22 protein-coding genes are annotated in these 25,533 nt (G+C 73.8%); 14 read left to right on the forward strand and 8 right to left on the reverse strand.

The annotated features are described in order from the left end of the window. Window positions 1-39: 39 nt before the first annotated feature. The 5 genes from IF06_RS0101765 to IF06_RS0101785 are packed head-to-tail and all read right to left on the reverse strand — an operon-like array spanning window position 40 to window position 4,835. Window positions 40-345 carry a DUF2470 domain-containing protein gene (locus IF06_RS0101765; protein WP_013286808.1) on the reverse strand — a complete coding sequence of 102 codons (306 nt, stop codon included), beginning with the start codon at window positions 343-345 and terminating at the stop codon, window positions 40-42. Continuing rightward, window positions 342-1,880 carry a heme ABC transporter ATP-binding protein gene (locus IF06_RS0101770; RefSeq protein ID WP_030268493.1) on the reverse strand — a complete coding sequence of 513 codons (1,539 nt, stop codon included), beginning with the start codon at window positions 1,878-1,880 and terminating at the stop codon, window positions 342-344. Before IF06_RS0101770 ends, IF06_RS0101765 begins: the two co-directional genes overlap by 4 nt. Continuing rightward, window positions 1,877-2,980 (reverse strand): FecCD family ABC transporter permease, encoded by a 1,104-nt coding sequence (locus IF06_RS0101775; protein WP_030268495.1) that lies wholly within the window; start codon window positions 2,978-2,980, stop codon window positions 1,877-1,879. Before IF06_RS0101775 ends, IF06_RS0101770 begins: the two co-directional genes overlap by 4 nt. Further along, entirely contained in the window at window positions 2,977-4,011 is a 1,035-nt protein-coding gene (locus IF06_RS0101780) for a heme/hemin ABC transporter substrate-binding protein (RefSeq protein WP_232236587.1), read from the reverse strand. The genes IF06_RS0101775 and IF06_RS0101780 overlap by 4 nt, the downstream gene beginning before the upstream one ends. Then, a complete protein-coding gene (locus IF06_RS0101785; protein ID WP_013476452.1) occupies window positions 4,008-4,835 on the reverse strand; it encodes a neocarzinostatin apoprotein domain-containing protein in 828 nt (275 codons plus the stop codon). Before IF06_RS0101785 ends, IF06_RS0101780 begins: the two co-directional genes overlap by 4 nt. A 193-nt stretch (window positions 4,836-5,028) precedes the next feature. Here IF06_RS0101785 and IF06_RS0101790 point away from each other — a divergent pair, with 193 nt between their 5' ends. The 3 genes from IF06_RS0101790 (at window position 5,029) to IF06_RS0101800 (ending at window position 8,629) form a co-directional block, all read left to right on the forward strand. After that, a complete protein-coding gene (locus IF06_RS0101790; RefSeq protein ID WP_013286803.1) occupies window positions 5,029-6,522 on the forward strand; it encodes an HtaA domain-containing protein in 1,494 nt (497 codons plus the stop codon). A gap of 92 nt (window positions 6,523-6,614) precedes the next feature. After that, window positions 6,615-7,730 (forward strand): WxL protein peptidoglycan domain-containing protein, encoded by a 1,116-nt coding sequence (locus IF06_RS34670; protein ID WP_013286802.1) that lies wholly within the window; start codon window positions 6,615-6,617, stop codon window positions 7,728-7,730. Beyond that, window positions 7,727-8,629: a hypothetical protein gene (locus tag IF06_RS0101800; RefSeq protein ID WP_013286801.1), complete on the forward strand. Its 903-nt coding sequence runs from the start codon at window positions 7,727-7,729 to the stop codon at window positions 8,627-8,629. Before IF06_RS34670 ends, IF06_RS0101800 begins: the two co-directional genes overlap by 4 nt. On the opposite strand, the gene IF06_RS0101805 is transcribed toward IF06_RS0101800, so the two are convergent. Beyond that, on the reverse strand, window positions 8,626-10,200 hold the full coding sequence (locus tag IF06_RS0101805; RefSeq protein WP_030268500.1) for an FMN-binding glutamate synthase family protein: 1,575 nt from the start codon (window positions 10,198-10,200) through the stop codon (window positions 8,626-8,628). The genes IF06_RS0101800 and IF06_RS0101805 overlap by 4 nt on opposite strands. Before the next feature lie 40 nt (window positions 10,201-10,240). On the opposite strand from IF06_RS0101805, the gene IF06_RS0101810 reads away from it, so the two are divergent. The 4 genes from IF06_RS0101810 (at window position 10,241) to IF06_RS0101825 (ending at window position 12,742) form a co-directional block, all read left to right on the forward strand. Further along, on the forward strand, window positions 10,241-10,852 hold the full coding sequence (locus tag IF06_RS0101810) for an RNA polymerase sigma factor (protein ID WP_013286799.1): 612 nt from the start codon (window positions 10,241-10,243) through the stop codon (window positions 10,850-10,852). Beyond that, on the forward strand, window positions 10,845-11,558 hold the full coding sequence (locus IF06_RS0101815) for a hypothetical protein (RefSeq protein ID WP_013286798.1): 714 nt from the start codon (window positions 10,845-10,847) through the stop codon (window positions 11,556-11,558). The genes IF06_RS0101810 and IF06_RS0101815 overlap by 8 nt, the downstream gene beginning before the upstream one ends. A gap of 67 nt (window positions 11,559-11,625) precedes the next feature. Continuing rightward, a complete protein-coding gene (locus IF06_RS0101820; RefSeq protein WP_013286797.1) occupies window positions 11,626-12,144 on the forward strand; it encodes a hypothetical protein in 519 nt (172 codons plus the stop codon). A 37-nt stretch (window positions 12,145-12,181) separates the two neighbouring features. Then, window positions 12,182-12,742, forward strand: a complete 561-nt coding sequence (locus IF06_RS0101825; protein ID WP_013286796.1) for a DUF5872 domain-containing protein — start codon at window positions 12,182-12,184, stop codon at window positions 12,740-12,742. A 69-nt stretch (window positions 12,743-12,811) separates the two neighbouring features. Here the strand turns inward: IF06_RS0101825 and IF06_RS0101830 are convergent, their stop codons facing one another. Further along, window positions 12,812-14,005 (reverse strand): endo-1,4-beta-xylanase, encoded by a 1,194-nt coding sequence (locus IF06_RS0101830; RefSeq protein WP_013286795.1) that lies wholly within the window; start codon window positions 14,003-14,005, stop codon window positions 12,812-12,814. 210 nt (window positions 14,006-14,215) lie between these two features. Further along, on the reverse strand, window positions 14,216-15,220 hold the full coding sequence (locus IF06_RS0101835; protein ID WP_013286794.1) for a LacI family DNA-binding transcriptional regulator: 1,005 nt from the start codon (window positions 15,218-15,220) through the stop codon (window positions 14,216-14,218). Between the two features lie 177 nt (window positions 15,221-15,397). Here IF06_RS0101835 and IF06_RS0101840 point away from each other — a divergent pair, with 177 nt between their 5' ends. The 7 genes from IF06_RS0101840 to IF06_RS0101870 all read left to right on the forward strand — a co-directional run bounded on the left by IF06_RS0101840 (window position 15,398) and on the right by IF06_RS0101870 (window position 25,331). Then, a complete protein-coding gene (locus IF06_RS0101840) occupies window positions 15,398-16,666 on the forward strand; it encodes an ABC transporter substrate-binding protein (protein WP_232236588.1) in 1,269 nt (422 codons plus the stop codon). Then, a complete protein-coding gene (locus tag IF06_RS0101845; protein WP_013286792.1) occupies window positions 16,663-17,661 on the forward strand; it encodes a carbohydrate ABC transporter permease in 999 nt (332 codons plus the stop codon). Before IF06_RS0101840 ends, IF06_RS0101845 begins: the two co-directional genes overlap by 4 nt. Further along, complete coding sequence (locus IF06_RS0101850; RefSeq protein ID WP_013286791.1) at window positions 17,658-18,524, forward strand: carbohydrate ABC transporter permease; 867 nt, start codon at window positions 17,658-17,660, stop codon at window positions 18,522-18,524. The genes IF06_RS0101845 and IF06_RS0101850 overlap by 4 nt, the downstream gene beginning before the upstream one ends. 39 nt (window positions 18,525-18,563) lie before the next feature. Next, the gene (locus IF06_RS0101855) at window positions 18,564-20,888 is read left to right on the forward strand and encodes a glycoside hydrolase family 3 N-terminal domain-containing protein (protein WP_013286790.1); all 2,325 of its coding nucleotides are present in this window, start codon (window positions 18,564-18,566) and stop codon (window positions 20,886-20,888) included. Between the two features lie 209 nt (window positions 20,889-21,097). Next, complete coding sequence (locus IF06_RS0101860) at window positions 21,098-22,201, forward strand: glycosyltransferase family 39 protein (protein WP_232236589.1); 1,104 nt, start codon at window positions 21,098-21,100, stop codon at window positions 22,199-22,201. Window positions 22,202-22,314: 113 nt separating this feature from the next. Continuing rightward, window positions 22,315-24,183, forward strand: coding sequence for a glycosyltransferase family 2 protein (locus IF06_RS0101865; protein ID WP_030268504.1), 1,869 nt, complete (start codon window positions 22,315-22,317; stop codon window positions 24,181-24,183). Beyond that, on the forward strand, window positions 24,177-25,331 hold the full coding sequence (locus IF06_RS0101870) for a glycoside hydrolase family 26 protein (RefSeq protein ID WP_030268506.1): 1,155 nt from the start codon (window positions 24,177-24,179) through the stop codon (window positions 25,329-25,331). Before IF06_RS0101865 ends, IF06_RS0101870 begins: the two co-directional genes overlap by 7 nt. Window positions 25,332-25,533 lie beyond the last annotated feature (202 nt).

A 25,533-nucleotide genomic window follows, 5' to 3' on the forward strand; every position in this document is an offset into this window, starting at 1 on the left:
CAGCCGACCGGGTTTCCGCAGCCCGGACGGTCCCGGTGCTCAGCCGGCCGGCCGGGGCGGTACGCCGGCCCGGTCGCAGGCCTCCCGGTACATGCGCACCACCTCCCGGCGGATCTGCGCCCGTTCGGTGAGCCGGTGGGCGAACGGGACGCGCACCGGGACCTCCGTGCCGCCGACTGTGACGGCGAAGTCGATGCCGTCGGCGTCCAGGCCGGTGGTGCGGGCCGCGGTGGCGTCCGGCCGGCCGCCGAGCGTACGGCAGATCAGCAGCGCGTCCCCGGCGTGGTCGTCGTTCATGTGCCGGCTGACGGCGGCGACCACCTCCGGCGGGAAACCGGCGCTCACGCGGCGCCCTGCCGGCCGCTCGCCGCCACCAGGCGACCCAGGTCGGTGAAGACCGCGATGTTGTGCTCGTACGCCACCAGCACCTCGTCGCGCAGCGCGGCCCGGCCGGCCTCGTCCAGCGCGAGCGCGTCCAGCCTCGCCCGGTAGGCGTCCTTGTACGACTTCGGGTCGCTGATCCCCGGGAACGTGTAGAACGACGCCCCGGCCTCCTCGGTCACCCCGTAGTACCGGGCCACGCAGCGCCCGATGTGCCGCCCGCCGGACAGGTCGCCGAGATAGCGGATGTAGTGGTGCGCGATGAACCGCTCGGGCGATCCGGCGCAGGCCGAGGCGATCCGCGCGGCGTACGCGACAGCGGCCGGAACAGGCTCCATCACCTCGCGCCAGCGCGGGCCGAGCAGGAACCGCAGGTCGGCGGCGAGCGCGGGCAGCCGGGTCAGCGCGTCGTCGACGAACGGGCCGGCCAGCGGGTCGTCGCGCATCGTGTCCGCCACGCCCTCCAGCGCCGCGTAGATGCCGTGGTGCGCGACGACGAGCGCGGTGTAGCCGGCGACGTCGAGTTCACCGGCGGTGAGCGCGGAGACGTACCGCTGGGACTCGGCGCTCCGGTGCGCGTCGCGTGTCTCGGCGCGCAGCCGGGCCGCGAACGTCTGTGTATCCATCTGCTGTCTCTCCTCGTCGGCTGACGGTCCTGCGGGCCGGCCGCGTCGGGGCACGATCAGCGGCAGCTCGTCACGGGGGTGGGGGACGACGTCGATGTCGTACCGGTAGACCTCGCTGAGCAGCGGGGCGGTGAGCACCTCGCGCGGTGTCCCGGCGGCGCGGACGCGTCCGTCGCCGAGCAGGGTCACGGTGTCCGCGTACGCCCCGGTCAGCGTCAGGTCGTGCAGCACCACGACCACGGCGTCCCCGGCGCGGGCCCGCTCCCGGGCGATGCGCATGACCAGTTCCTGGTGCCGCAGGTCGAGCGCGGCGGTCGGCTCGTCGAGCAGCAGCGTGGTGGCCCGCTGCGCCAGGACCCGGGCCAGCGCGGCGCGGGCCTGCTCGCCACCGGACAGCGCGGGGTACGGCCGGGCCGCGAAACGGGCGACCTCGCAGCGTTCGAGCACGTCGGCGACGACGGCGTCGTCCTGTTCCCGCTCCGGCCGCCCCGCCCACGGCGCCCGGCCCATCCGCACCACCTCCCCGACCGTGAACGGGAAGCTCAGCGTGTTGCGCTGGGTGAGCACGGCGCGGCGCCAGGCCAGCTCCACCGGGCTCCACGACTCGCGGGGCAGCCCGTCGACCTCGATCCGGCCGGCGGCGGCCGGCACGTCACCGCTGATCGCGCCGAGCAGCGTCGACTTCCCGGCGCCGTTCGGCCCGACCAGGGCGTGCACCTCGCCGGCGCGTACCTGAAGGTCGATCCCGTCGAGCACGGTCCGGCCGGCGCGCTCGACGCGCAGCCCGGCCACCCGGATCCGGAGGTGCCCGGCGGGCGCCGGGCGCGGCGGCCGGGCGGCGGCGAACCGGCGCGGCGTACGTGGGAGGCTCATCCCCAGCCTCCGGCCCGGTCGCGGGTGCGGCGCAGCAGCCAGAAGAACGCCGGGCCGCCGATGACCGCGGTGAGCACGCCGAGGGGCAGCTCCTGGTGCTCGACGAGGGTACGCGCCGCGAGGTCGGCGCCGATCACCACGACGGCCCCGCCGAGCGCGCTGGCGATCAGCAGCACCCGGTGGCCCGGTCCGGCGACCATCCGGATCAGGTGCGGCACGACCAGTCCGACGAAGCTGATGATGCCGGTGAACGCGACAGCGGCGGCGCCGAGAAGCGCGGTGACGACGATCAGCCGCAGCCGCAGGCGTTCGACGTTCACGCCGAGGTGCCGGGCGGCGGGTTCGCCGAGGGCGAGCAGGTCGAGGCGGCGCGCGTCGGCGCAGGCGACGGCGAGCCCGGCGAGCAGGCACGGCGCGGCGAGACCCACGGCCGTCCAGCTGGCCTGGGCGAGGCTGCCGAGGTTCCAGAACGCGATGGCCTGCACGCCGGACTGGTCGGTGACGAACATGAGCAGCCCGATCACCGAGCCGGCGACCGCGTTGACGGCGACGCCGGTCAGGACCAGCGTCACCACCTCGGTCCGGCCCCCGGAGCGGGCCAGCGCGTACACCAGGTAGGTGGTGGCGAGGCCGCCGGCGAAGGCGGCGAGCGGCACGGTCCATCCGCCCAGGACGGTGACGCCGGTGACGATGGCCAGGGCGGCGCCGACGGCCGCGCCGGCCGACACCCCGATGACGCCGGGCTCGGCGAGCGGGTTGCCGAAGACGCCCTGCATGACCGCGCCCGCGCAGCCGAGGGCGGCGCCGACGACGGCCGCCAGCAGCACCCGGGGGAAGCGGACGATCCAGAGCGCGTTCTCGCCCTGCGCCGCCGACGGCAGCGGACCGAGGTCCAGCCCGAGGCGGTGCAGCACGGAGCCGAGCACCTCGGCGGGGGAGATCGCCACCTGGCCGCGCCCGGCGGCCAGCAGGGCGACGAGCACGAGGGCGACGCCGAGCCCGGCCACCAGCACGGTGCCCCGCCGGCCGGGGGACCGGGGCGCGCCGGTGACCGTCGCCGGGGCGGCGGCGGGCGCGGGCCGCTTCCGTAGCGTGGTCACGACGGGTCCTCGCAGGAGTAGACGGCGCGGGCCAGCGCCTGGACGACCCGGCCGGAGCGGACGCCGAAGGTGAGCAGCGTGCCGTCGGCCATGTCGACGACGCGCCGGTTCGCCCCGGCCGGCGTCTGCGCCACGCCGGGCAGCTTCACCAGGCCGTCGACGCCGCCGACGGAGGCGAGCCCGGCGCTCATCACCAGGATCACGTCGGGCGCGGCGTTGATGAGGCCCTCGCTGGTCAGCGGACGGAACCTGGACAGCCCGGCGACGCTGCCGGCGTCGACGCCGCCGATCGCCTCGATCATCGCGTCGGACCCGGCGCCCCGGCCGCCGATCAGGTACGCCCCGGCGGTGCCGCGCAGGTAGAGGAACGCGATCCGTGGCGCTCGGCCCGCCGGGGCGGTACGCCGGGCTTCGGCGGTCTCGCTCTGCACGCGGGTCACCAGCCGCTCCCCGGCCCCGGGTACGCCGAGCGCCGCCGCGACCGCGCGGATGTGGGCCGGTACGCCGTCGAGGGTCGGCTCGGCGCGTACCTGGACGACCGGGATACCGGCGGCGCGGAGCTGGCGCAGCACCTCGGGCGGTCCGACGCCGTCGTCGACGAGCACGACGCTCGGGTCGAGGTCGAGCACCGCCTCGGCGGAGAGGTCGTGCCCGCCCGGGGTGACCACCGGCAGGTGCGCGGCGGCGGGGAACGTGGTCGAGGTGTCCCGCCCGATGACGTTGCCGCCCAGGCCGAGGCCGAAGACGATCTCGGCGATCGAGCCGTGCAGGTTCACCGGGAGGATGCGGCTGACGTCGTCCACAGTCACCGTCGTGCCGTCGCCGGAGCGTACGGTGGCCGGCAGCGCGGGCGTGGGTGCCGGGCGGACCGGCTCGACGTCGGCGTCGTCCACCGTGGCGGTGACCGGCCCGCAGCCGGCGGCGGACGGCGTACCCGATCGGCCCGGCGCGGCGCAGCCGGTCGCCGCCATGGTCACCGCGAGCAGCGCGACGAGCGGTCCCCGGCCTGGTCGCCGGTGCGGGCGGCTCACCGGCCGGCACCGCGACGGCGCCGCCACCGGCCGAGGCCGAGCAGGACGGCCAGGGCCAGTGCGGCGGCCACCACCCCGGCGGTCCATCCGCGTCCGGCCCCGGAGGTGTCGCTGACCCGCGTGACGTGGAGGTCGGAGGCCGCGGCCTGCGACGGCGCCCCGGCCCCGGTCGCGGCGCCCGTCACCCCTGCCGCCCCCGCTGCGGCCGGCGCGCTGCCGGAGGCGGCCGGGGCCGGTGCGTCCTGCGCGGTGGTGGTCCGGGGCGCGGCGGCGGGCGTGGTCGCCTTCGGCGCCGGACCGGCCTTCGGCGGGGCGCTCGTGGCGCCGGCGGCGAACGTGACCGGCACCCGTACGTCCTGGGACCGGTCGGAGGCCCGGGTGTGGTCGGCGCGGGTGACGACCGCGCAGCGCCGGACGGTGCAGTCGACGTCGCCGATGGTGGGGGTCACCTTGACCGTCACCGAGAAGGAGCCGCCCGGGCCGTACGGCTTCGGCAGGCCCTCGGCGTAGGCGGGCGGGTTCGACGAGATCCACTGCGAGGCGCCCAGGCTGCCGGTGGTGTCGGCGCCGCCGCCGCACGGGGTGGCCGCCACGCCCGGTCCGTTGTCGACGCAGTACGCGACGTAGATGCCCTTGTCGACGTCGTAGCCGCGCCCGGAGACGGACACGGTGGCGCCGGAGCGGCTCAGGCCGGTGCTCGGGGTGACGGTGAGCTTCTGACCGCCGCTGCCGGTGGCGGTGCCGGCGTGAGCCGGCGCGGGCGTGGCGACGACGGCGGCGGTGAGCAGAACGGTGGTCAGGATGGTGCGGCGCCGTGCTCGCATCGGGCTCCTCACACGACAGGTCCGGCCGGGTGCACCGACCGGGCAACAACTTAGGTTTGGCTAACCTAAGCGGCAAAAGCGCAGGTGGCAAGGGGTCCGTTCGGTTGAAGATCTTGGGACGCTTCGTCGATCACCCGATCATATTAGGTTTGCCTAACCTAATGTCTTCGCTTCCCCTCCCGAGAGGAACAGCATGTTCAGATCCAGAGCCGGAGCCCTCCGGTCGATGCGCTGGGCGGCGGTGCTCGCCCTCGGCGTGTCGAGTGCGCTCGTGGGCGCCGGACCCGCCTCGGCGGCCGAGGCCGAGATCACCAGTGGCAGCCTGACCTGGGGTTTCAAGGCCAGCTTCCGCAACTACGTCAAGGCCGGCAACGGGGATCCGCCGATCGCTGTCAGCAACGGCGCCACTGTCAACGCCGACGGCACGTTCACGTTCCCGTCGACCGGCGGCACGCACGACGCCGCCGCCGGTACGACCAACGCCACGTACGGCGGCACAGTGGTGTTCTCGTACCCGGCGCACCTGCTGACCATCACGCTGGCCAACCCGACCGTCGCCGTCTCCGGCGGCACCGCCTCGCTGAAGGCGGACGTCGACCTGGCCACCACGATGACCGAGCCGGTCTCGGTGAAGCAGGCCACCGTCGCCACCCTCACCGGCAGTCCCGCCGCCAGCGGGAACACGGTGACCGGCAGCAACCTCGCCGCGGCGCTCACCAGCGTGGGAGCCGGCGCCTTCAACGGCTTCTACGCCGCCGGTGAGGCGCTGGACCCGGTGTCGTTCACGTTCACCACGGCAGGCGGCACCGCGCCCGCCACCCCGGCGGTGACCGTCGACCCGGCCCAGGGTCTCGACCCCGCCGGCGCGACTGTCACCGTACGCGGCACCGGCTTCGACCCGGACTTCAACAACGGGGCCGGCATCTACGTCTCGTTCGGACCGAAGGTCGACGAGCACTGGGCCAACGCCGGCGTCCTCCAGGTCACCAAGTGGGTCAACAAGACCAACGAGCCGACCGACGCCCGGGACCGGATGGCCGCCGACGGCAGCTTCACCACGACGCTGCCGATCAGCGCCGTCTACACCGACCGCAACGGCGACGAGGTGGACTGCACCGAGGTGCAGTGCTACGTCATCACGTTCGCCGCCCGCGGTTCGGCCGACCGCCGCCAGGACACGTTCACCCCGATCACCTTCACCCGGACCGGGGCGGGCGGGAACTCGGCCCAGCAGCGGATCACCAGCACCGTGACCGGCGGTCCGCTCAGCCTGAGCGTCGCCGGCGCGACAGTCGCCCTGCCGCCGGTCGGCAAGGGCGAGTACGCCCGGGCGCCGCTGAACACGGCCACGGTGGCCGACCTGCGCGGCGCCGGCACCGGCTGGAGCCTGGTCGGACAGGTCTCCGAATTCACCTCCGCCGCCGGTGGCGTCATCGCCGGGAACTACCTCGGCTGGGCGCCGACGGCGAGCGTGGTGGACGACCCGCTGGGCGGCACGACCGGTGCCGTCACCCCGGGCGCGGTGGCCGCTCCCGGCGCCGGTCTCGGTGAGGCCCGGGCCCTGTGCACGGCCGGAGCCGGGACCAGCAACGGCGTCTTCGCCTGCGGCGCCGAGCTCAACCTCGGTGTGCCGGCGTCCGCCGCGGCGGGTGACTACGTCGCCACGCTCACCCTGACCCTCTCCTGATTCACCGACCGGGTCGGACCTGGTGGGGCGCGGGCACGTCGCCCGTGCCCCACCAGCCGCCTCCCGGCGACCACCTCGCAGCGGAGCACGGAATGCCCCTCCTCACGCCCTCCACCCGCACCCCGCGGCGGCGCACGCCCGGCCCGGCCGCGCGGTTCGGCGCCGCGCTCGCCGCCGTGCTGCTCGCGGTGCTGCTCGGGCCGCCGGCCGCCGGCGAGGCCGCCCCCCGGCCCGCACCGTCCGCCGACCCCGGTGCCGTCCGCTGGGCGGTCCAGCCGTCCGGGCCCGGCGGGCCGACCGGGCGCAACTACTTCACGTACGACCTGGCGCCCGGCGACAGCGTCACCGACCACGTCGGCGTCACCAACCTCGGTGACCGACCGCTCACCTTCGCGGTGTACGGCACCGACGCGTACACCACCACCGACGGCGCCTTCGCGCTGCTGCCCTCCGACCGGGCCGCCACCGACGTCGGCGCCTGGATCGGCGTCGAGCGGCGAAGCTGGACCGTCCAGCCCGGCAGGCGCGCGGACATCCCGTTCCGCCTCACGGTGCCGCGCAACGCCACGCCGGGCGACCACACCGGCGGCGTGATCGCCGCGGTCGCCCAGGACGGCGTGACCGCCGACGGGCAGCGGGTCCGGCTCGACCAGCGGATCGCCGCCCGGCTCTACCTCCGTGTGGCCGGCGAGGTCCGCCCCGCCGTGACTGTCGAATCGGTACGCGTCGGCTACGACACCCCGCTCAACCCGATCGGCCGCGCCGACCTCACAGTCACCTACCGGATCCGCAACAGCGGCAACGTCCGCGTCGGCGGCACCGGCGCGGTGGTCGTCGCCGGCCCCGGTGGCTGGACGCTGTCCCGGACCAGCCCGGTCGACCTGCCGGAGCTGCTGCCCGGCGCCGAGTTCACTGTCACCGAGCGGGTCACCGGGGTGCCGCCCGCGCTGCGGCTGACCGCGACAGTCGACCTCGCACCCACCACCGTCGACACCGCGCTGCCCCCGGTGCAGCGCACCGCGAGCGTGTGGGCGCCGCCCTGGCTGCTGATCGCCGCACTGGCGGCCGCCGGAGCCTGGCTCTACCTGCGTCGCCGTCGTCGCCGTCCCACCTCGGCCGCTGCCGCCGGGCCGGCGGATGCGTCCAGGGCCCCCGTCGCGGGGACGGCCGAACCCCCGGCGGGCGGCGCGGCGGCCGGTGCCCGGTGACCCCGGTCCTGCCGGCCGCCGCCGCGATCCTCGCGCTGGCCGCGCCGGCCCCGGCGCCGCCGTACACCCCGGACGGCACCGCCGTCGCCGCCCCGGCCGCGCCCTCGTCCACTGCGGCCTCCGCGGCGCCGCGGCCCGCTGTCGTCGTGCCGTCCGGCCCGCTGACTGTCGGGCAGCGGGTCACCGTCACGCTGCGCGGCTGGCCGGCCGGCCCGGTCCACCTCACGGTCTGCGGCAACGACGCCCACCGGGGCGCGCTCGACTGCGCCAACGAGCAGGCCACCACCGTCCAGGTGCCGGCGGGCACGACGGCGGTGCCGATCGTGCTGGCGGCACCGCCCGTCGCCTGTCCCTGCGTACTGCGCGCGCATGCCCTGACCGGCACCGTCCAGGCCACCGCCGCGCTGCCGGTCAGCGGCGTGACCGCCGCCCCGGCGCCCGCGCCGGCCGCCACGCCGCGACTGCACCTCGACGACCTGCGCGTCGCCGGCCGCCGCCCGCTGCGGGAATGGTTCGGGCTGCCCGAGACGCTCACCGTACGCGTCGCGCTGCGCAACCCCGGCCCGGCCGACGTGGTCGACCCGACGTTCACGCTGCTGTTCGGCCGGCCCGGACGGGCGCACACCATCGTCGCCGCCCCGCCCCTGGGCACCATCGGCGCCGGGCAGGTCCGGACGTACGAGATCCCGGTGCCGGTGGACGTCGCCGTGCTCGGGGCACACGAACTCCACGGCCGCGTCGACCTGCCGGAACGGCCGGTGGCGTTCGTGATCGAGACCAGCCGCCACCCCTGGGGACTGCTCGGTGCGGCGGCGGTCCTGGTGGTGGCGCCGGTCGTGCTCCGGCCGCGCCCGCCGCGCCGCCGGGGCCGGCACCGCACCGGCGAGGGAACCGGCTAGCCGACGGCGGTGGGGGAGGGCGGCGCGCTGCCGCCCTGCGGCGCCTCGGCCGTCATCAGCCGCACGATCTCCGCCCGGTCGGCTGCCGACGGCATCCCCCACTCCGGCCGGTAGCCGAACGCCCGGTCCAGGGGGATCGACGAGGTCCGGCCGTCGAGGATCTCCACCGCGTCGGTGCCGATCAGCCCGGGATGCTCGACGCCGCACGCCTCGGCCACCTTGACCAGGTCGCGGCGCAGCGTACGGATGTAGTTCGCGGCCCGCACCGACTTGCGGGCCGGGTCCAGACCCCGGGCCAGCCACGCGTTCTGCGTGGCGACGCCGGTCGGGCAGGTGTCGGTGTGGCACTTCTGCGCCTGGATGCAGCCGATCGCCAGCATCGCCTCCCGCCCGACGTTGACCATGTCGGCGCCGAGCGCGAACGCCACCACCGCGTTGTCCGGCAGGCCGAGCTTGCCGGCGCCGACGAACACCACGCTCTCGTGCAGGTCGCGTTCGGCGAAGGTGCGGTAGACCCGGGAGAAGCCCTGCTGGAACGGCAGCGAGACCGAGTCGCTGAAGATCAGCGGCGCGGCGCCGGTGCCGCCCTCGCCCCCGTCGACAGTCACGAAGTCCACGCCGCGCCCGGTGTCGCGCATCAGCGTGGCCATCTCCTCCCAGAACCCGAGGTCACCGACGGCGGACTTGATGCCGACCGGCAGGCCGGTCTCGGCGGCGAGCAGCTCCACCCAGTCGAGCAGACTGTCGCAGTCGGAGAACTCGGCGTGCCGGGACGGGCTGACGCAGTCCCGCCCGGCCGGGATGCCCCGGGTGGCGGCGATCTCGGCGGAGACCTTCGCCGCCGGCAGCAGGCCGCCGAGGCTCGGCTTGGCGCCCTGACTGAGCTTGATCTCCAGCGCGCGTACCGGCGCCGACGCCACCAGGTCCTTGAGCCGTTCCAGGCTGAACCGGCCCTGCTCGTCGCGGCAGCCGAAGTACGCGGTGCCGAGCTGGAAGACCAGCTCACCGCCGTTGCGGTGGTACGGCGACAGCCCGCCCTCGCCGGTGTTGTGCAGGCAGCCGGCCAGTGCGGCGCCCCGGTTGAGCGCCTCCACCGCGTTGCCGGACAGCGAACCGAAGCTCATCCCGGAGATGTTCACCACCGACTCCGGCCGGAACGCCTGCGCCCGGCCGCGCGCCGCGCCGAGCACCTTGGCGCAGGGCAGCGTCACGTCGTGCCCGGCGGTCGGCGTCGACGGCGGTACCGCCCGGCCGAACGTACGGTGCTTGATGATCGGATAGCCGGAGGTGTGCTCGATGTCGTTGTCGGTGCCGAAACCGAAGTAGTTGTTCTCCTGCTTGGCCGAGGCGTACACCCAGCGCCGCTGGTCGCGGGTGAACGGCCGCTCCTCGTCGTTGCCGGCCACGATGTACTGCCGCAGCTCCGGGCCGATCGACTCGATCAGGTACCGCGCCCGGCCCAGCACGGGGAAGTTGCGGCGCAGCGCGTGGTCGCGTTGCAGCAGGTCCCGGGCCGCCAGCGCGGCGACGGCGGCGACGGCTGCGGGTACGGCTCTTCTCGCCCAGCTCATCCCGCCACTCTTTCCGGCCCGGCACCCGGTCAAACGCCTGATGGAACCCGGCCGCCCCGGGCGGTGTCATGAAAGCGGACCGACGGCGGAGGCTGCCCTGGACGACGACGAACTCGTCACCCGCGTACGCGCCGGCGACCGGGAGGCGTACGACGCCCTGGTCGCCCGGCACACCGCGTCCGCGTACCGGACGGCGGTGCTGCTCGGCGCCGGTCCGGACGCCGAGGACGTGGTCCAGGAGGCGTTCGTGAAGGCGTACCGGAAACTGTCCCGCTACCGGGCCGAGGCGTCGTTCCGGTCCTGGCTGCTCGCGATCGTCGCCAACGAGACCCGGAACCTGCACCGTGCCCGCACCCGGCGGGACGGGCTGGCGCTGCGCGCGGCGGCGGCGGAGCCGGTCGCGGCGGTCACCGGCGACGACGGGCTCGACGCCGTGCTGGCGGCCGAGCGCCGCGCCGCGCTGGTGGGTGCGCTGCGGCGGTTGCCCGTCCGCGACCGCGAGGTGATCGTCTGCCGCTATCTGCTCGACCTCGGCGAGGACGAGACGGTGACAGTGCTGGGGGTGGCCCGGGGCACCGTGAAGTCACGGACCCACCGGGCGCTGGCGAAGCTGCGGGCCCTGCTGGACCGGGAGGTGGCGCACCGTGGATGACCTGGAACGGGAGCTGCGGGAGCTGACCGGCTGGCTGGAGCCGGCGCGGACGCCGGATCTGACCGCCCGGGTCCGGGCCCGGCTCGACGCGCCCGCGCCGCGCCGCCGGTGGCGATACGTGCTGGCCGGCGCGCTCGCCGCCCTGCTGGTGGCGGCGCTGCCGCCGGGGCGGGCCGCGGTCGCCGGCGCGGTGACCGGGCTGCTGCGGTTCTCCGGGGTCGTCATCGACACCGCACCCGCGCCGCCACCGGCCGGTACGCCGTCGCCGTTGCCCGCGCAGCACCAGGTTGCGCTCGCCGAGGCGCAGCGGCAGGTCCGCTTCCCGATCCGCGTCCCGGCCCGGCTCGGCGTGCCGGAACGGGTGCTGGTCGCCGATCCGGACGGTGCCGGCGCCCACCGGGTCGTCAGCCTCCTCTACCGGGGCGGGACGGTCCGGCTGGACGCGTTCGACGGCTCGCTCGACATCGTGTTCCACAAGCGGTCGGTCGGGGCGGACGTGACGCTCACCCAGGTCGGCGGCGAGTTCGCGATCTGGGTCGGTGGGCCGCACGCGCTCGCGTACGTGGACCGGTCCGGGACGGAACGGGTCGCCACCGCGCGGTTGTCCGCCGCCACGCTGATCTGGGAGCGGGCCGGGGTGAGCTACCGGCTGGAGGGCGACCTCACCCGCGAACAGGCGCTGGACGTCGCGTCCTCGTTGGAGTGAGGGCGCCGGGAACCCCGGGGCGCCGGGCGGTGTCCTGTTGACGAGAGTCGTCGACGGGGGAGGCCGGATGTCCGTTCCGAGAAGAGTCCTGCTGGTGTCGGTCCTGCTGCTGGCCGGGTGCACCGGCCCGGCCGGCGTGCCCGACACGGCCCCGGGCACCACGCCCGCCACCGGCCCGGCCGCGCCGTCGGCCTGTGCCGAGCGGCTGGAGACCGGCCGGCTACCGGACTGGGCGGACGCCGGGTTCACCGGCGACACCCGGGTGCGGCACGTCTTCGGCACCGGGGGCGACATCGTGGCGATCCTGTTCGCGTACCCGCTGGTGCAGGCGCGCGGGGACGGCGCGAACAACAAGATCCTCTGGGTGGCCCGCCCCGATCCCGGCCGGTCCGAACCGGCGCAACTCAGCCCCCTGGTGATCACCGCGACGCTCGACGGGACGGGTGCCCGGGCCGTCCGGGAGGTGCCCGGCGGACCCGGGCCGTCCATCGTCGACCTGCCGGCCGCCGGGTGCTGGCGGCTGCGGCTGGACTGGTCGGGCCGCACCGACACGATGGATCTGGTCTATCGACCGGCGCTCGGCTGACCGGCATGGCCGCTCCCGGTCCGGGTAACGCTGCGTCATGGCGAAGTACACCGAGCCGGAACTGCGGGAGCGCCTCAAGGCCGAGATCCGCGCCTCCGACAAGGGCGGACGGCCGGGGCAGTGGTCGGCCCGCAAGTCGCAGCTGCTGACGAACGAGTACAAGAAGGCCGGCGGGGGATTCGAGGGCCCGAAGGACGCACGGCAGCGCTCGCTGCAACGCTGGGGCGGCGAGAAGTGGCAGACCCGCAGCGGCGATACGCGCGCCCGCAACGGCGGCGAAACCCGCCGTTACCTGCCCAAACAGGCGTGGGAGGAGCTGTCGGAGAACGAGCGGCGCGCCACCGACACCCGCAAGCGCCGCGCGTCGCGCTCCGGCCGCCAGTACGTGCCGAACACCGGCCCGGCGAAGCGGGCCCGCCGGGACGCCACGGCCGCCGAGCAGATCAACGAGTTGCCGGTTACCGAGGCGGTCAAGCTGGTCCGTGACCTCGACACCCGTCAGCTCGACGCGGCGCTGCGCCGGGAACGCGGCGGCAAGGCCCGCAAGACGCTCATCGGGCGGCTGGAGTCGGAACTGGGCCGGCGCCGGGCGGCGTGAGCGTGTGCCGGCCGGGCACAGGCGGCGGGGCCGGTCACCGGACCGGCCCCGCCGTGGTGCGCCGGTCGTCTAGCGGCGCGGGTGCTGCGGGATGCGCGGCAGCACGTATGGCGGACCGGAGAAGATCAGGTCGGCCTTCAGCTCGTGGTACGCCCGCTTCGGCTGGTAGTTCTCGTCGTAGACGGTGGCCAGGCCCTCCGGCGGGTCGGAGAACGCGCCGGGTACCCAGGAGTGCTTGTCGGTGAAGCCCCAGAGGGTGAACGACAGGCAGTGCCGCTCGGCCAGGCAGGCCTGCATCAGCACGCTGAAGTTCGCCGCGGACGCCTGCAGACGCGGGTTGATCTCCGCGGAGTCGCCGGCCTCCACCCCCTCGGTGATCTGGCTGCGCACGTCCACCTCGGTGAGGGCCGTGGCCAGCCCGAGCCCGGCGAACTTGCGCAGGGCCGCGGCCACCTGGAGCGTGCTGAAGTTGCCGTACTGGGTGCCGAGGTGGCCCTGTGCGCCCACGCCGTCGATCGGCACGCCCTTGGCCCGCAGGTCACGGGCCATGTCGTAGACGAACTGCGTCTTGTCGTCGGCCGGGTTGCCGGAGCCGAACGCCTCGATGTTGTAGTCGTTGTAGAACAGCAGCGCCTTCGGGTCGGCGGCGCGGGCCCAGCGGAACGCGTCGGCGATGTAGCCGGGCCCGAGGTTCTGCGCCCAGAACCCCTTGTAGTGCAGGGTGGACGGGGTGTCCCAGGGGTCGCTGACCGCCTCGTTCACCACGTCCCACTGCCAGATCTTGCCCTTGAAGTGGGTGACCACGGCGGTGATGTGGTTGCGCAGGATCTGGCGCAGCTCGGCCTTGCTGATCGAGCCGTCCGCGACGCCGCTGGTCAGCCACGCCGGCAACTGGTTGTGCCAGACCAGCACGTGGCCCCGGACCCGCTGGTTGTTCTTGCGGGCGAAGTCGATCAGCTCGTCGGCCGGCCCCCAGTTGTATGTGCCCCGGGTGGGTTCGAGGCTCTCCCACTTCATGACGTTCTCGGCGGTGACGGTGGAGAACTCGGACGCGGCCAGCTCGCGGTACCGCGGCTCGGCGGCGTCGTTGAGGGCGGCCATGTCGACGGCGGTGCCCACGTACAGGCCGTGGCGCTTGGCCAGCTCGCGCAGGCTCTGCGCGGCCGGGTCGTAGGGGCGGCCGGCCGTCGCGGGGACGACGTTGAGGGCGGTGGCGGTCGCGACGGCGACGGCGCCGGCGGCGAGCCAACGTCTCAGCTTCATGGTCGTTCCTTTCGGGAGGGTGCGCGCGGCCGGAGGCCGGCGGTGGCGGTGCCGGGAACGCCGCGGCGTGGAACGGACCGGCGGGCGCCCGGGTGGACGGACGGTGCGGGCTTCCGAAACTTCCGGTCTCGCTTCCGGAAGTAGCCCGAAACATTACGGACGCCGATAGCCGTCCGTCAATCACCCGGGCCGGGAGGGTGAGGTGGCGCCTCAGCGCAGCGGGCGGCAGGAGGCCCGGACGACCAGCTCGGTGGGGAGCCGGATGTGCGTGTCCCGCTCGACGCCCGCGATGAGGTCGATCAGCAGACGCAGTGACTCGGCGCCCATGCGTTGCAGCGGCTGCCGGATCGTGGTGAGGGGAGGGTCGACGAGCGCCGACTCCGGGATGTTGTCGAAGCCGATGACCGACAGGTCGTCCGGTACGCCGAGGCCGAGGCCGCGGGCGACGTCCACCGTGGAGATGGCCGAGAGGTCGTTGCCGGCGAAGATCGCGGTGGGCCGGTCGGGGAGCGCGAGCAGCTCGGCGGCCGTGCTCGCGGCGCTCTCGGTGCGGAACCCGCCGACCCGCACGAGCCGCTCGTCCACCGTCAGGCCCGCGTCGGCCATCGCCTTGCGGAACCCGGCCTCGCGCAGGCGGGCCGACTCCAGGTCGGGGCGGCCGCTGATGTGCGCGATCCGCCGGTGCCCGAGCGACAGCAGGTAGTCGGTGGCCAGCACCGCGCCGGCGAAGTTGTCGGAGTCGACGGTGGGCAGACCGGACGGGCCGGTGTGCGGGTCGACGGCCACCACGTGGAAGCCGTGCTTGGTCTCGACCACTGTCGGCGTCACGATCACCGCGCCGTCGATGAGTGTGCCGGACAGCCGGGCCAGCGAGCGCCGCTCCCACCCTATGGCCGCGCCCTCCCCGTCACCGCTGGAGTAGGCGAGCAACTGGTAGCCGCTGCCGGCGACCTCCCGGGACGCGCCCTTGAGCAGCTCGGTCGAGAACGGCTCGAACTCGGCGACCAGGATGCCCAGCACGTTCGTGCGGTGGCTGCGCAGGCTCTGCGCCCCCAGGCTGGCCTCGTACCCGAGCTCGTGGATGACCTGCTGGACGCGCTCGACGGTGGCCTGCGCGACGCCGTATCGGCCATTGACAACCTTGGATACGGTTGCCACCGAGACGCCGGCCGTACGTGCCACGTCCGACATCTTGACGCGCTCCTGGAACACCACGCCGACGATGATAGAGGGCTCTCTCAGGTCGATCGAAGACGATGTCGAAAACGTTATCGATACCGATTGACTTCACGTTACGGCCCTGTAAAACTCCCCGGCAGGTAACCCGACTGAGTGGTCGAGGAGACATCTATGGTGATGAAGCGCCGTGCTGGCGCCGTCCTGGCACTGTTTGTGACAAGTGCTCTGCTGGCCTCCGCGTGCAGTGGTGGTGGCGACGAGGAGAAGGCCGCCGAGAGTGAGCTGTACAAGAACCCGGTGACGTTGACCTGGTGGCACAACGCGTCGCAGGACGGGCCCGGCAAGACGTACTGGGAGAAGGTCGCCAAGGACTTCTCCACGGCCCACCCGACCGTCAAGATCGAGATCGAGGCGATCGAGACGAACCAGCTCCAGCGCACCCGGCTCCCCGCCGCGCTGCTGAGCAACGACCCGCCGGACATCTTCCAGGCGTGGGGCGGCGGCGAGATGCGCGAGCAGGTCGAGGCCGACTACCTCAAGGACATCACCGACCAGGTGAAGGGCGAGGTCGCCGACATCGGCAACGCCGCCGAGATCTGGCAGGTCGAAGGCAAGCAGTACGGCCTGCCGTACCGGATGGGCATCGAGGGCATCTGGTACAACAAGGACATGTTCGCGAAGGCGGGCATCACGGCGCCGCCGACCACCTTCGAGGAACTCAACGCCGCGGTCACCAAGCTCAAGACCATCAACGTCATCCCGATCGCCCTCGGCGCCGGTGACAAGTGGCCCGCCGCGCACTGGTGGTACAACTTCGCGCTGCGTGCCTGCTCGGTCGACACGCTGAAGAAGGCGACCAAGGACCGGAACTTCGACGACCCGTGCTTCGTCAAGGCCGGCCAGGACCTCAAGACCTTCATCGACACCAAGCCGTTCCAGAACAACTTCATCGCCACGCCGGGTCAGAACGACCCGACCAGCGCCAACGGCCTGCTCGCGAACGGCAAGGCCGCGATGGAGCTGATGGGTGACTGGAACCGCGGCACCCTGGACACCGTCGCCACCGACAAGGCGGCCCTGGGCAAGTTCCTCGGCTGGTTCCCGGTGCCGGCGATCTCCGGCTCCGCCGGTGACCCGAAGGCGGCCCTCGGCGGCGGCGACGGGTTCGCCTGCTCCAAGAACGCCCCGGCCGAGTGCGTCGAGTTCCTCAAGTACCTCGTCAGCCCCGAGGTGCAGAAGGGCTACGCCGCCACCGGCACCGGCCTGCCCGTCGCCAAGGGCGCGGCCGACGGCGTCACCGACCCGGCCCTGAAGTCGATCCTCCAGGCCACGTCCGACGCCACCTACGTGCAGCTCTGGCTGGACACCGCCTACGGCAGCACCGTCGGCACCGCGATGAACGACGCGATCGTCGCGATCTTCGCCGGCAACGGGACACCTGAGAAGGTCGTCTCGGCCATGAAGGCGGCCGCAAGCAAGTGACGTCCGCATCGCAGACCCGTACGCCCGCCGTCGGTGCGCAAGCGCCGCCGGCGGGCCTCCGGCCCGGCGCACGGGCCGCCTCCCGCCGCGCCGAGACCCGTCGCAAGTGGTACGAGATCATCGGGCTGACCACGCCCGCGATCGTCATCTACGTGATGTTCGTGCTGGTGCCGATGGGCTTCGCGTTCTACTACAGCCTGTTCCGCTGGCGCGGCGTCGGCCCGCCCACCGAGTACGTCGGCTTCCGCAACTACACGCTCGCCTTCCAGGACCCGATCTTCCTCGACGCGCTGCGCAACAACGCGATCATCGTGTTCGGGTCGCTGCTGATCCAGGGCCCGGTCGCGCTGGGCATCGCCCTCCTGCTCAACCGCCGCTTCCGCGGGCGCTCGGCGTTCCGCCTGCTGGTGTTCGTGCCGTACGTGCTGGCCGAGGTCACCGTCGGCATCATGTGGAAGCTGATCCTGACCGAGAACGGCACGCTCGACGCGCTGCTGCAGTCGATCGGGCTCGGCGGGCTGGTGCAGGCGTGGCTGGCCGACCTGGACGTGGTGATCTGGACGCTGCTGTTCGTCCTCACCTGGAAGTACGTCGGCTTCGCCATCATCCTGCTGCTCGCCGGCCTGTCGAACGTGCCGCAGGAGTTGAACGAGGCCGCGGAGATCGACGGCGCGAGCTGGTGGCAGATCCAGCGCCACGTCACGCTGCCGCTGCTCGGCCCCACCATCCGGATCTGGATGTTCCTGTCGATGATCGGCTCGTTGCAGGTCTTCGACATGGTCTGGGTGACCTCGGTGCCGGCCGTGCGCTCGCTCGGCGCCTCGGCCACCATGGCGACGTACATGGTGGACAACGGCTTCTTCGCCCGGCTCTGGGGCTACGGCAACGCGGTGGCCGTGATCCTGTTCGCCATCTCCTTCGTCGCGGCGCTGCTGTTCCAGCGTTTCCTGCTCCGCCGTGACATCGAGGGCGCCATCACCCGGAAGGGGAAGTGACAGTGGCCGTGAACTCCGTACCCGCCCCCTCGGCCGGGCGCCGGCCGGTCCAGTGGAGCGCGCCGCTGACGTACGCGCTCGCGCTCGCGGTCGCGGCCGTCTCGATCGCACCCGTCGTGTACGTCGTCGTCGGCGGTTTCCGGACCACGCCGCAGATCGTGAACGACCCGGCCGGCCTGCCGGACCCGTGGGTCTGGGAGAACTACTACCGGGTGCTGACGCAGAGCGGCTTCTGGAAGCAGGCGTTCAACAGCGCCGTGGTCGCCCTCGGCACCACGCTCGGCGTGGTGGTGCTCGGCATGGCCGCCGCGTTCGTGCTCGCCCGGTACACGTTCCGGGGCCGCGAGGGGCTCTACACCTTCTTCACCCTCGGCCTGCTGTTCCCGGCCGGCGCGGCGATCCTGCCGCTGTACCTCATGCTGCGCGACCTGAACCTGATCAACTCCTACTACGCGGTGATCCTCCCGCAGGTGGCCTTCTCGTTGCCGCTGACGATCGTCATCCTGCGGCCGTTCCTGTCGGCCATCCCGCGGGAGCTGGAGGACGCGGCCGCCATCGACGGCGCCGGCCGGCTCGGCTTCCTCTGGCGGATCGTGCTGCCGCTGTCGCGGCCAGCGGTCGTCACCGTCGGCATCCTCGCGTTCGTGGCGAGCTGGAACGCGTTCCTCCTGCCGCTGCTCGTCCTGGGGGACGTCAACCTGCACACCCTGCCGCTGGGCGTGCAGAACTTCTCCAGCCAGTACACCACCGACACCGCGGGCGTCCTCGCCTTCACGTCGCTGGCGATGTTGCCGGCGCTGCTGTTCTTCACCCTGGCGGAGAAGCAGATCGTGGGCGGCCTCCAGGGCGCGGTCAAGGGCTGAGCGGCAGCGGTACCAGCACAACCAGTGGAAAGGCACACCATGACAGAGGTCCACGCGGTGGTGGACGGGCCGGTACCGGCTCAGGCAGGTTCGGACCACGACCGGCCGGACGGGCACGACGCCGAGGCGCGCGTACGGGAACTGCTCGCTCGCATGACGATCGAGGAGAAGGTCGCGCAGCTCGTCGGGTTCTGGGAGAAGGAGGACGGTGAGGCGGTCGCGCCCCTGCAGGGCGAGTTCGCCGACACCGGCCGGCTCGAGGACTTCTCCCGGCACGGGCTGGGTCACCTCACCCGCGCCTACGGCACCCGCCCGGTCGACGCCGCGGCCCGCGCGGCCTGGCTGTGGAAGTTCCAGCGGGACCTGGTGACCGGCACCCGGCTGGGCATCCCGGCGATCGTGCACGAGGAGTGCCTGACCGGCCTGTCGGCGTGGAAGGCGGCCACCTTCCCGACGCCGCTGGCCTGGGGCGCCGCGTTCGATCCCGATCTGGTCGCCGAGATGGCGGCGGCGATCGGGGCCTCGATGCGCGCGCTCGGCATCCACCAGGGACTGTCCCCGGTGCTCGACGTGATCCGGGATCCCCGCTGGGGCCGGGTCGACGAGTGCATCGCCGAGGACCCGTACCTCGTCGGCACCATCGGCACCTCGTACGTGCGAGGGCTCCAGTCGCAGGGCGTGCTCGCGACGCTGAAGCACTTCGCCGGCTACTCCGGCTCGCGGGCCGGGCGCAACTTCGGCCCGGTGCACGCCGGTCCCCGGGAACTCGCCGACGTGCTGCTGCCTCCGTTCGAGATGGCGATCCTCGACGGTGACGCGCGCAGCGTCATGCACTCGTACGCGGAGATCGACGGCGTGCCGGTCGCCGCCGACCCGACGATGCTCACCGACCTGCTGCGGGACCGGTGGGGGTTCGACGGGACCGTGGTGGCCGATTACTACGGGGTCGCCTTCCTCAACCTGCTGCACCACGTCGCGGCCGACAACGCGGACGCGGCCGTGCAGGCGCTGAGCGCGGGCCTCGACATCGAGCTGCCCACCGGCGACGCCTACCTGACCCTGACCGAGACGGTGCGGGCCGGCAAGGTCGACGAGGCGCTGGTCGACCGGGCGGTGCTGCGGGTCCTGCGCCAGAAGCAGGAACTCGGACTGCTCGACGCCACGTTCGACGACGAGCCGCCGGGCGCGATCGACCTCGACTCGCCGGAGCACCGGGCGATCGCCCGCCGGCTCGCCGAGGAGTCGGTCGTCCTGGTCGCCAACGAGGGCGTGCTCCCGCTGCCGGCGGGCCGGCGGGTGGCCGTGGTCGGCCCGAACGCCGACCGGCAGGGCGCGCTGTTCGGCTGCTACTCGTTCCTCAACCACGTGCTGGCCCACCACCCGGGCGTGGAGACCGGGTTCGAGGTGCCGACAGTGCTGGAGGCGGTGCGTGCCGAGTTCGGCGCCGACCGGGTCACCTTCGCGGCCGGCTGCGAGGTGGACTCGGCGGACCGGTCCGGGTTCGACGAGGCGGTCGCCGCCGCGTCCGCCGCCGACGTGGCAGTTCTCGTGGTCGGCGACCACGCGAGCCTGTTCGGCCGCGGCACCGTCGGCGAGGGCTGCGACCGGGACGACCTGGAGCTGCCCGGCGTGCAGCGGCAGCTCGTCGAGGCGGTGCTGGACACCGGCACCCCGGTCGTCCTCGTGCTGCTCACCGGCCGCCCGTACGCGCTCGGCTGGGCGCTGTCCCGGTGCGCGGCGGTGGTGCAGACGTTCTTCCCGGGCGAGGAGGGCGCCGGGGCGATCGCGGGTGTGCTCTCCGGGCGGGTCAACCCGTCCGGCCGGCTGCCGGTCAGCCTGCCCGGCTCGGCCGGCGCGCAGCCGTACTCGTACCTGCACCCGGAGCTGGGGGAGGGCATGAACGGGACCAACCTGCCGGCGACTCCGGTGGCGCCGTTCGGGCACGGGCTGTCCTACAGCACGTTCGCGTACACCGATCTGACCGTGCCGGCCGAGGTGCCGACCGACGGGGCGCTGCGGGTGTCGGTGCGCGTGACGAACACCGGCCCGGTCGCCGGTGACGACGTGGTGCAGCTCTACGGCCGCGACCTGGTCGCCTCGGTGACCCGGCCGGTCGCGCAGCTGCTCGGCTACCGGCGGGTGCGCCTGGAGCCGGGCGCCTCGGTGACCGTCGAGCTGACCGTCCCCACCACGCGGCTGGCGTTCACCGGCCGCACGCTCACCCGGGTGGTGGAGCCCGGGGAGGTCGACGTCTGGGTCGGCACGAGCGCCCGGCGCGACGCCCAGGCGCGGACGACGCTGACCGGCGACACCGCCGCGATCACCGCCGCCTCGCCCCGCTGGACGACGACCGACCTTCGCTGAGCCGGGTCCGCCGGTCGTCCACGGGGCGGCCGGCGGACCCTTTCAGTGCATATTGGCGTTATGCCGTTTTTGACTCAGTAGGCTCCAGGATGTCATCCAGCCCGTGACCCGGGGCTTCCGGTGCCGCCCGCCACGCGCGGATCGCGCCTCGCCGCCCGGTCGGCTGGATCCCCGTCGCCGGCACCCACAGGGATGCGTGAGTCACGATGATGGACGCGGACACAATGGTCCTGCCCCGGCTCGGGGACGCCACGGTCGAGGATCCGTGGGGCGAGGACCGGCCGCGCCGGGTCACCGTCCGCGCCGCGACCGGCGTGCTCCGGTGGCGGATCGTGGCGTGGCTGGTGCCGGCGGTCCTGATGGGTGCGCTCGGCGCCGCGCGGATCACGGAATCCGGGGCGAGCGCCGGAGAACTCGCGACCCGGCGCGCGGCCACGTCGCCCTGGCCGGGGATCGGCGTCACGCTGACCGGCGACGACCTCGCGCTCGGGCCGTACCACCTGCTCATGCGCGGCTGGGCGGCGCTGTTCGGCGCGGCGGACCTCGCGCTGCGCGTACCGTCCCTGCTGGCCATGGTCGGTGCCGCGGCGCTCGTCGGCGCGCTCGCCGCCCGGATCGCCACGCCCGCCGCCGGCCTGCTCGCCGGCGTGATCTTCGCGGTGCTGCCGGCCTCGATCCGGTACGCGCAGGAGGCGCAGCCGTACGCCCTGGCGGTGTTCGCCGCCGTGCTCGCCACCTGGCTGCTGGTGCCTGCGCTCGACCGGCCGGGCGCGCGCCGGCTCGTGCCCTACGCGGGCGCGGTGCTGCTGCTGGGCGTGTGCCAGCCGGTGGCGTTGCTGCTGCTCGCCGGCCACGGCTGGGTCGTGCTGGCGTTCCGTCGCCGCTGTGCTCTCCGGTGGCTGGCCGCCGTGGCCCTCGGGCTGCTCCCGGTCGCCGCGCTGCTCGCCTCCGGCCTGAGTGACGGCGGGCGCCTCGCGTCCGGCGCCCGTCCCGGTGCCGCAGTGCTCGCGGCCACGCCCGGGGACCTGTTCGGCGTCGCCGCGCTCGGCGGCGTGCTGGCCGGGCTGGCCCTGTTCAGCCTCCCGCTGCGGTACGCCGCCGCGATCTGCACCGCCTGGGCGCTGGTGCCGGCGCTCGGGCTGCTGGCGCTGGCGCAGGCAGTGCCGGTCTGGTCGGCGGTGAACCTGCTGTTCACGGTGCCGGCCTGGGCGGTGCTCGGCGGGGTGGCCCTGTCCCGGGCGCGTGCCGCCGGGGTCGTCGCCGTGCTGGTGCTCGTCGCGCTGCTCGCCGTGGCGGCCCAGCTTCCCGGCTGACCGCGTGACCGGTCGACGAACGGGCGATGTCTGCCTGATTCGCCCTTTTTGCGGTTGATTGTCGGCTTAGCATTCGGTCGGCTCCTGAGCCGGAAGCAGACCATGGGGGAAACGTGGCCGTCGCCGCCGATACACGCCCGTCCCGCGCCACGACGGCCGGGCCGCCGGGCGCCCGCCCGATCGCACCCGTCCCGCCCGGGACGCCGGCCGATCCGGACCGCCGGCAGCGCAACGTCCGCGCCCGCCTGGCGTACGCGCGCTGCGGCGCCACCGCCGGTCCGCTGCGCCCGCCCCGGCGCCCCGACGCGGCGGTCGAGTTCCGGCCCACCGCCTCGGTCACCGCGCGGCTGGTGCTGACGCTGCTGGTGCTCGTCAACAGCGCCGCCGGGCTGGTCTTCGTCGGCTGGCTGCTGCTGCCCCAGCACGTACCCGGCCCCGGCGTCGTCGGGCTCGGCGGCTGGCAGACAGTCGCCGCCCGGCTCGCGTTCTGCGTCGTCGTCGGCGTCGAGCTGATCCGCCTGGCGCAGAACGTGGTGGTCTGGGTATTCGCCTTCCACGCCCGGGATCCGGTGCCGGTCGACCCGCCGGTCGGCCTGCGGGTCGCCCTGCTCACCACCATCGTGCCGAGCAAGGAGCCGATCGAGGTCGCCGAGCGGACGCTGCGCCGACTGCGGGAGATCGTCTACTGCGGTCACGTCGACGTGTGGATCCTCGACGAGGGCGACGACCCGGCGGTACGGGCGATGGCCGCGCGGCTGGGCGTACGCCACTTCACCCGCAAGGGCCGGCCCGAGTACAACCGGCCCGGCGGCGAGTTCCGGGCCCGCACCAAGTCCGGCAACCACAACGCCTGGCGGGCCGAGCACGAGCACCGCTACGACGTGGTCGCCAACGTCGACCCGGACCACGTGCCGCTGCCGAACTTCCTGGAACGCACGCTCGGCTACTTCCGCGACCCGGACGTCGCGTTCGTGGTGACCCCCCAGGTGTACGGCAACATGCACCAGAACTTCGTCGCCCACGGCGCCTCGGTGCAGCAGTACCTCTACAACGGGCTGATCGCCCGTGGCGGCAACGGCCTGGACGCGCCGCTGCTGACCGGCACCGGGCACCTCTACCGGCCGGCGGCCTGGCGGACCATCGGCGGCTACCAGGACTCGATCATCGAGGACCACCTCACCAGCATCCGCGTGCACGCCGCCGTCAACCCGGCCACCGGCAACCGGTGGAAGGGCGTCTACACCCCGGACGTGGTGGCGCTCGGCGAGGGACCGACCTCCTGGGCGGACTACTTCAACCAGCAGAAGCGCTGGGCGGCCGGGATCTGCGAGATCCTGCTCCGGCGCGAGCTGCGCACACCGCGCGACCTGCCGTCCCGTCGTCGCTGGCAGTACCGGCTGCTCCAGTTCTACTACCCGAGCGTGGCGGTGAGCCTGCTGCTGGGTAACGCGGCCACCGCGCTGTACCTGCTGACCGGCGTCGACGCGGGTCGCCTCGACCCGCAGGTCTGGGCGACGCTGTGGGGGTCCACCATCGGCACCTGGTTCCTGCTCTGGCTGTGGCTGCGCCGCTTCAACATCGCCCCGCACGAGCGGGAGGAGGTGGGCATGGCCGGCATGGCGCTCGCGCTGTTCGCGGGACCGGTCTACGTGGCCGCGGCGGTGGGCGCCCTGCTGCGCCGCAAACTCGGCTTCGTGGTCACCGCCAAGGGCGCGCTGCGCACCGTCGAGTCGCCGCGTACGTTCCGGCTGCACCTGTGCTGGGCGCTTGCCGCCGCCGGACTGCTCGCGGCGAGCTTCGCGCTGGACCACGACTACCCGCTGCTGCGGGTATGGCCGGCGCTGACGCTGCTGACCGGGCTCGCGCCGCCGTTGATCTCCTGGGTGGAGAGTCTGCGGGCGCGCCGGGACCGGGTAGCCGGCGTGACCCGGGAGCCCCAGGTGGTGCCCCGGACCGTGGCCGAGGGTGGTGTGCCGTGCTGAGGCCGACGCTGCCCCGGATGGGCCTGGCGCTGGCCGGAGTGCTGCTGCTCGCGTACGCCTTCGTGGTGGCGCCGGGCGCGTGGCGCGACCCGGCCACCGACGCCGCGGTGCGGCGGCCCGCCCCGGCGACGCCGCAGGCGAGCACCGACGTGCCGGCGGCGGTCGTGCCGAGCCCGCGCGGCGGCCCGTTCCCGCCGGCCGGGCAGGCGTTCTTCGGGGTGATGACCGACAAGGGACCGTACGACTTCGCGCCGGTCGACCGGTTCGCCGACGCGGCCGGGCGGTCGCCGCAGGTGATGCTCTTCGGCGCGGACTGGGTGTCGGCCGCGTTCGACCGGAGCCTGTTCGACCGGATCGCCGAGCGGGGCATGATGCCGATGCTCGGCTGGGAGCCGTGGGACCACACGGTCGACAAGGCGGCCCGCCGCACCGAGCTGACCGACAGGCAGATCGACCGGCTGCGCGCCACCCAGCCGGACTACCGGCTGTCCCGGATCGCGCGCGGCGACTTCGACGCGTACCTGCGCTCCTGGGCCGACGGCGTCCGGTCGCTGGGCTACCCGGTGGCGATCCGCTTCGCGCACGAGATGAACGGCGACTGGTACCCCTGGTGCGAGCGGGCCAACGGCAACCGCCCCGGCGACTACGTCCGCGCCTGGCGGCACGTGCACGACGTCTTCGCCGAGGCCGGCGCCACGAACGTCACCTGGGTGTGGAGCCCGAACGCCCGCTGGGACAAGACGACCGCCGGGCTCACCGGCCTCTACCCGGGCGACGAGTACGTCGACTGGGTCGGTGTCACCGGCTACTACGGCAGCGGCGCCTTCACCAAGACGTACTGGTCGTTCGACCAGATCTTCGGCCCGACGATCGCGGAGATCCGCAAGGTCACCGGCAAGCCGCTCGTGGTCACCGAGACCGGCGCCGCCGACGCCGCCGGGCACAAGGCCCGGTGGATCCGGGACACGTTCCGCGCCCTGCCCCGCTATCCGAACCTGATCGGGCTGATCTGGTTCGAGGTGGACAAGGAGAAGGACTGGCGCATCGCCGGCTCGCCGGCGGCGGCGACCGCGTTCGCCGAGGCGGTGGCCGCCGAGCGCTACGACGTGACCTGGTCACCGGCGGTGCGGCCACGCGAAGGCCCCTGACCTGGAGCCGTTCCTCGCCCCCGAGCACGAGATGTACGCCGCCGTCCAGGCGGACCTGCCGGACTGGCTGGACCGCTCGGAGGAGTGGCTCAGCGCCACCCAGATCCGGCTGCTGCGCGACATGCCGCACCTCAATGAGTGCGCTGGCCGAGCAGCTCTGGCCGGAGCGGCAGTCGTGGCTGCCGGAGGACGTCTTCATCGG

The sequence above is a fragment of the Micromonospora globosa genome (assembly GCF_000717585.1).
In the GTDB taxonomy this organism is placed as follows: Bacteria; Actinomycetota; Actinomycetes; order Mycobacteriales; family Micromonosporaceae; genus Micromonospora; species Micromonospora aurantiaca.